The sequence below is a fragment of the Janthinobacterium sp. BJB401 genome (genome assembly GCF_013372745.1).
Classification (GTDB): Bacteria; Pseudomonadota; Gammaproteobacteria; order Burkholderiales; family Burkholderiaceae_D; genus Janthinobacterium; species Janthinobacterium rivuli.
In genome coordinates, this window is record NZ_JABXFH010000093.1 from 1 (window position 1) to 6420 (window position 6420).

7 protein-coding genes are annotated in these 6420 nt (G+C 60.2%); 2 read left to right on the top strand and 5 right to left on the bottom strand.

Annotated elements, in window-relative coordinates; genetic code table 11:
* Window positions 1-325: IS1595 family transposase (locus HWE17_RS28075; protein ID WP_176391067.1), on the top strand; the 325-nt coding region annotated here is incomplete at its 5' end.
* Window positions 326-365: 40 nt separating this feature from the next.
* Here the strand turns inward: HWE17_RS28075 and panC are convergent.
* The 5 genes from panC to metG all read right to left on the bottom strand — a co-directional run bounded on the left by panC (window position 366) and on the right by metG (window position 5182).
* Entirely contained in the window at window positions 366-1205 is an 840-nt protein-coding gene (panC, locus tag HWE17_RS28080) for a pantoate--beta-alanine ligase (RefSeq protein WP_035826607.1), read from the bottom strand.
* Window positions 1206-1259: 54 nt separating this feature from the next.
* Entirely contained in the window at window positions 1260-2192 is a 933-nt protein-coding gene (locus tag HWE17_RS28085) for a ScpA family protein (protein ID WP_176391068.1), read from the bottom strand.
* A 17-nt stretch (window positions 2193-2209) separates the two neighbouring features.
* The gene (locus tag HWE17_RS28090) at window positions 2210-2419 is read right to left on the bottom strand and encodes a DUF3460 family protein (RefSeq protein ID WP_034778041.1); all 210 of its coding nucleotides are present in this window, start codon (window positions 2417-2419) and stop codon (window positions 2210-2212) included.
* A 107-nt stretch (window positions 2420-2526) separates the two neighbouring features.
* Entirely contained in the window at window positions 2527-3006 is a 480-nt protein-coding gene (locus tag HWE17_RS28095; RefSeq protein WP_034778216.1) for a GNAT family N-acetyltransferase, read from the bottom strand.
* Between the two features lie 19 nt (window positions 3007-3025).
* Window positions 3026-5182, bottom strand: a complete 2157-nt coding sequence (gene metG, locus HWE17_RS28100) for a methionine--tRNA ligase (protein WP_176391069.1) — start codon at window positions 5180-5182, stop codon at window positions 3026-3028.
* Between the two features lie 160 nt (window positions 5183-5342).
* Between metG and apbC the strand changes: the two genes are divergently transcribed.
* Window positions 5343-6420, top strand: a 1078-nt coding sequence (gene apbC / locus HWE17_RS28105; protein ID WP_176391070.1) for an iron-sulfur cluster carrier protein ApbC, incomplete at its 3' end; no start/stop codon positions are given.

Consider the following 6420-nt stretch of genomic DNA (forward strand, 5'->3'; position numbering starts at 1 on the left):
CCTGTTACCCGTTATCGACAAGGACGTGCTGCTGGTGACTGACGGTCATGCCGCCTATCTGGCTTTTGCGAGGGAAGCGGGCATCAGCCACCAAGCAGTCAACTTGCGCGCTGGCATCCGTGTGCGAGGGGCCGCCCACGTGCAGAACGTCAATGCCTATCACAGCCGCTTGCGCGCATGGCTACGGCCCTTTCACGGCGTGGCGACGCGCTACCTGCCGAACTACCTGGGCTGGCGCTGGATACTCGACGCCAGGCGCATCCGTTCATCGGAAACGTTATTGAAAGCAACGTTGGGCGCATTCCCACACTTGACGGTGACATAGCCAAAAGAAACGGGGCCGAATGGCCCCGTTGTGACAATGCTTAAATTTCCAGGTTGTCGATGAGTCTGGTTTGTCCCAGCTTGGCGGCGGCCAGCACCACCAGCGGCTCGCCGGCGGCCAGTTCGGCGGCGCTCGGTGCTTGCAGGTTGGCGCGCTTGCGCACGGCGATGTAGTCCGATTTCCAGCCGCGGCCGTCCAGCAACTGCATGGCTGCCTGTTCCAGTTCGCCCACGGCCAGATTGCCCTTGCGCACTTCTTCGGCCACGAAATTAAGTCCCTTGTACAGTTCTGGCGCTTCCGCGCGTTCGCTTTCCGACAGATACATATTGCGCGACGATAAGGCCAGGCCATCGTCCGCGCGGTACGTTTCCGCGGCGATGATTTCCGTTGGCAGCGCGAACTGGCGCGCCATGTTACGGATGATCATCAGTTGCTGGTAATCCTTCTTGCCGAACACGGCCACGCGCGGGCCCACGCACGAGAACAGCTTGGTGACGACCGTGCATACGCCTTCGAAGAAGCCGGGGCGGAACTCGCCTTCCAGCGTATTGCCCAGGTCATCGGGCGGGCGCACGCGGTATTCCTGCGGTTCCGGGTACAGTTCCTTTTCCGTCGGCGCGAACAGCACGTACACGCCTTCCTTTTCCAGCTTGGCGATGTCGGCGGCCATGGTGCGCGGATATTTTTCGAAGTCTTCGTTCGGGCCGAATTGCAGGCGGTTCACGAAGATCGAGGCGACGACGGGGTCGCCATGCTTGCGCGCCAGGCGCATCAGCGACAGATGGCCTTCGTGCAGGTTGCCCATGGTGGGGACGAACGCCGTGCGCAGCTGTCCGCTGAGCTGGTCGCGCAATTCTTCGATGTCGGAAATAATTTTCATGGATTGCTTTCGCTAAAACCCCGTTGTACGGTGGTCAGTGACAAAGGGAGGGAGTCAGGCGGGCGAATAGGCCAGCCGGACGTAGATGGGGGCAAACGGTTCTGCCTGCGTGATCTCGATCAGGGTTTCCTTGGCCAGTTCCAGCAGGGCCACGAAGTTGACCACCACCACGGGCACGCCGCCGGCAATGTCGAACAGCTCGCTGAACTCGACGAAGCGCGACGATTGCAAATGGCGCAGGATGCTCGACATGTGCTCGCGCACGGACAGTTCCTGGCGGCTGATGCGGTGATGCTGGGTCAGCTTGGCGCGTTTCAGCACGTCGAGCCACGCCTGCTGCAAGTCCACCGGTTCCACGTCGGGCCAGGTGGGCGTCAGGCTTTGCTCGATGAAAATCTGCGTGCGCACGAAATCGCGCTCGAACTGCGGGATGGCGTTCAGGTCGTAGGCGGCCAGCTTGATCTGCTCGTATTCGAGCAGGCGGCGCACCAGTTCGGCACGGGGGTCGCCGCCATCTTCCTCGACGTCGCTCTTGCGCGATGGCAAGAGCATGCGCGACTTGATCTCGATCAGCATGGCCGCCATCAGCAAGTACTCGGCGGCCAGTTCCAGGTTGCGCACGCGGATCTGGTCGACATACTTCAGATATTGCAGGGTCACCTGCGCCATCGGAATATCGAGAATGTTGAAGTTTTGCTTGCGGATCAGGTAGAGCAGCAAGTCGAGCGGGCCTTCGAAGGCTTCGAGGAAGATTTCCAGCGCGTCCGGCGGAATGTACAAATCCGTCGGCATGCGCAGCATCGGCTCGCCATACAGGCGGGCGATGCCCAGCGGGTCGGCGGCGGGCGCCGCGTCCGTTACTGCCGTGGCCGATGCTGCAGGGTCGCCGCTGCCGTCGCCTTCAGCGACAGGTGGGAGCGACTCGATGACTGCGCCGGCACCGGAAGCGTCGGCTTCCGGCGTGACTGCAGACTCTTCAGGCAACATCGTGCCGGTTCCAGATCTTAGTTCTTGTTCTGGTAAACGTAAGCCTGTTGCTTGACGGCCGACGCCAGCTGGCGTTCCTGCTCATCGATGCTGACGGCTGGCTTGTCCCACAGCAGGGCGCGGCCCGCTTGCTGGCCCGCTTCCATGCCAGGGTTCTTGGCCTTCAGTTCGGCGATGAACAAGGTATGGTCGGATACGTAGTTGTTGTGTTTTGCAGGCAGTTTCATATTCTCTTCTGAGTGTCTTATGGGTAAGGTCAGCCGGCCGTATTTTACCGCGCCGTGCGGCCTGGCGGGTTGTTGTATCGGCAAGTCCGGGGCGAAATTGCTAAAAATCAATAACGCAGCAAACGCCGCATCACCATCGGCGCCGGTTCGGCGGGGTTGGCGTGCGAATATTCCAGTTCTTCGGCCAGATCGAATTCGAAGGCCGCATAAAAATCGATCAGCTTGCGCTGGTCGCGCCGCACGGCCAGGCGCAATTCCTCGGCCTGGCACGACAGGCCGTGATGAATGATGGCTTCCAGTAAATGCTGCGAAACGTGGCTGCCCCGGTAGGCGGGCAGCACGCCCATGCGTGAAATCTTCCAGATGGCGGGGTCGCTGTCGAGTGGCATCCAGCGCAGCGAACCGGCTGGAATGTCGTCGATCAGCAACAGAAAACCGCCGCCGTGGCGCAATTGCTCTTCCACTTGCTGCGCCGTCTCGTGGTGTCCACTGGACGAGGCGGCCACCTTGCCGGCCCACGCGGCGCGGGTCAGCTCGGCCATCAGTTGTGCATCGGCATTCGTTGCTTCGCGCACCACGATATTCATCATCGGTCCTTGTGCTGGCTTAACGGATGCGCATGCCAGGTTCGGCGCCCGGCCACGGATTCAGGATGTAGATGCCTGGATTCGCCTTCTCGTCGGCACTTGATGCCGCCATGACCATGCCTTCGGAAATACCGAACTTCATCTTGCGCGGCGCCAGATTGGCCACCAGCACCGTCAGCTTGCCGACCAGTTCTTCCGGCTGGTAAGCCGAGCGGATGCCCGAGAATACGTTACGCAGACGGCCTTCGCCCGCATCGAGGGTCAGGCGCAGCAACTTGTCGGAACCGTCGACCAGTTCGCAATTGACGATTTTCGCGATGCGCAGGTCGACCTTGAGGAAGTCGTCGATCTTGATCTCGGGCGCCAGTTCCTCGATGGCGGCTGCGGCCGGAGCAGCGGATACTGCGTCATTCGCGGCGTCGCCGGCAGGCGCGGCAATGGCGGCGGCAGCTTGCGGCGCGTCGAACAGCGCTTCGATCATCTTCGCATCCATGCGCGTCATCAAGTGGCTGTAGGCGCCGATGGTGCGGCCCAGCATGCTGTTCGAGACGGCGTCGCCGAACACTTGCGTGTCCGCCCAAGTGAATTCTGCGTCGTTGAGGAACGAGGCCACGTTCTTGGCCACGCCCGGCAGGACCGGCGACAGCAAAATCGTCAGCTGGCGGAACAGGATCAGGGCCGTGGTGCACACGTCGTGCAGCTCGGCTGTTTTTTCCGCGTCCTTGGCCAGGATCCATGGCTTGTTTTCATCGACATACTGGTTGGTGATGTCGGCGATTTCCATGATTTCACGCAAGGCCTTGCCGAATTCGCGGTTCTCGAAGTGCGTGGCGATGCTGGCCTGGCGCTCGACGATGACGCCGTTGACGTCCACCGTCAGCGCGCGGTTGATCCAGCTTTGCGCGCCTTCCGACAGCGTCGACGCCAGCTTGCCGTCGAAACGCTTGGCGATGAAGCCGGCGCAGCGGCTGGCGATGTTCACGTACTTGCCGATCAGGTCGCTGTTCACGCGGGCGACAAAGTCTTCGCCGTTGAAGTCCAGGTCTTCCACTTTCGAGTTCAGCTTGAAGGCGATGTAGTAGCGCAGCCATTCCGGGTTCATGCCCAGGTCCAGGTAGCGCAGCGGCGAAATGCCCGTGCCGCGCGACTTCGACATTTTCTCGTTGTTGACCGTCAGGAAGCCGTGTACGTTGACTTTCAGTTTGTCGATCACCGGGTGATTGGCGAACTTCAGCATGGCGGGCCAGAACAGCAAGTGGAAGGAAACGATGTCCTTGCCGATGAAGTGGATCTGTTCCGTCGACGGGTCGTTCAGGAAGGCGTCGAAATCGATGCCTTTCTTGTCGCAATAGTTTTTCAGGCTGGCCAGGTAACCGACGGGCGCGTCCATCCACACATAGAAGAATTTACCCGGTGCATCGGGAATCGGGATGCCGAAGTAGGGCGCGTCGCGCGAAATATCCCAGTCGGCCAGCTTTTCACCGGCTTCGCCCAGCCATTCGCTGACCTTGTTGACCATTTCCGGCTGCAGGCGGCCTGGCGTGTTGAGCCAATCCTTGAGGAATTCGAAGCAGCGCGGGTCGGACAGCTTGAAGAAATACTGTTCCGACGGTTTCATCACGGGCGTCGCGTTGGTAAACACGGAGAATGGATTGACCAGGTCGGTCGGCTGGTAAGCGGCGCCGCACACTTCGCAATTGTCGCCGTACTGGTTCTTGGCGCCGCATTTCGGGCATTCGCCCTTGATGTTGCGGTCGGCCAGGAACATGCCTTTCACCGGGTCGAAGAAGCGGTCGACGGTTTTCGTGACGATCAGGCCCGTATCGCGCAGCTTGCGGTAGATCGATTGCGACAGGTCGACGTTTTCCGGCGAGTCCGTCGAATACCAGTTGTCGAAGGCGATATGGAAGCCATCAAGGTACTGGGCGCGGCCGGCCGCGATGTTGGCGACGAATTGCTGCGGCGTGATGCCTTCCTTTTCGGCGGCGATCATGATGGGTGTGCCATGCGTATCGTCGGCGCCCACAAAGTGCACTTCACGGCCGGCTGCGCCATCGCGTTGCATTCGCTGGAACCGGACCCAGATATCAGCCTGGATGTATTCCATGATGTGGCCAATGTGAAAAGCGGCGTTTGCGTAAGGCAGGGCAGTGGTGACGAACAGCTTGCGAGTCATGATTGATGCACTTTTGGGATGGATAATAGGACATTTTAACAGCGGAAAGGCAATATGAGCAGATGCAGCGCCGGCAAGTGATGCTTTTGCCGCCATCGCGCCATGCAAATTTGCGCTAGACTGCGCGTATTGCACATATGTAGTACACACGGAGATTTACATGAGCATCACAGTAGAAGACGTCAAGGCCGCGCTGGCCCAGGTTATTGATCCAAATACACATAAAGATTTCGTTTCCAGCAAAACCGTCAAGAATCTGAAGGTCGATGGCGATGATATTTCGCTCGACATCGAACTCGGTTATCCCGCCAAGAGCCAGATCGACCTGATCCGCAAATCCGTGCTGGCCGCGCTGCGCGTGCTGCCGGGCGTGGGCAACGTCAGCGTGGGCGTGTCGTCGAAAATCATTTCGCACACGGTGCAGCGCGGCTTGAAGCCGATGAGCAACGTGAAAAACATCATCGCCGTCGCTTCTGGCAAGGGTGGTGTTGGTAAATCGACCACGGCTGTCAACCTGGCCCTCGCCCTGGCGGCCGAAGGCGCCACCGTCGGCATGCTGGACGCCGACATCTATGGCCCGTCGCAACCGATGATGCTGGGCATCAGCGGCCAGCCGAAGACCCTCGATGGCAAGAGCATGGAGCCGATGGAAAACCACGGCCTGCAAGTGTCGTCGATCGGTTTCATGATCGATCCGGACGAGCCGATGGTGTGGCGCGGCCCGATGGTCACGCAAGCCTTGCAGCAATTGCTGGACCAGACCAACTGGCGCGACCTCGATTATTTGATCGTCGACATGCCGCCAGGCACGGGCGACATCCAGCTGACCCTGTCGCAGAAAGTGCCCGTCACGGGCGCCGTCATCGTCACGACGCCGCAGGACATCGCGCTGCTCGACGCGCGCAAGGGCTTGAAAATGTTCGAGAAAGTCGGCATTCCTATCCTCGGCGTGGTGGAAAACATGAGCACGCACATCTGCTCGAACTGCGGCCATGCGGAAGAAATCTTCGGCGCCGGCGGCGGCGCGAAGATGTGCGCCGACTTTGGCGTGGAATTCCTCGGCGCCTTGCCGCTGACCATGGCGATTCGCCAGCAGACGGATTCGGGCACGCCGACCGTCGTGGCCGAGCCGGAAGGCCCCGTCGCCGTGATCTACAAGCAGATCGCTCGCACCATCGCCATCAAGGTGGCGGAAAAAGCGAAGGACATGACCAGCAAGTTCCCGAGTATCGTGATCA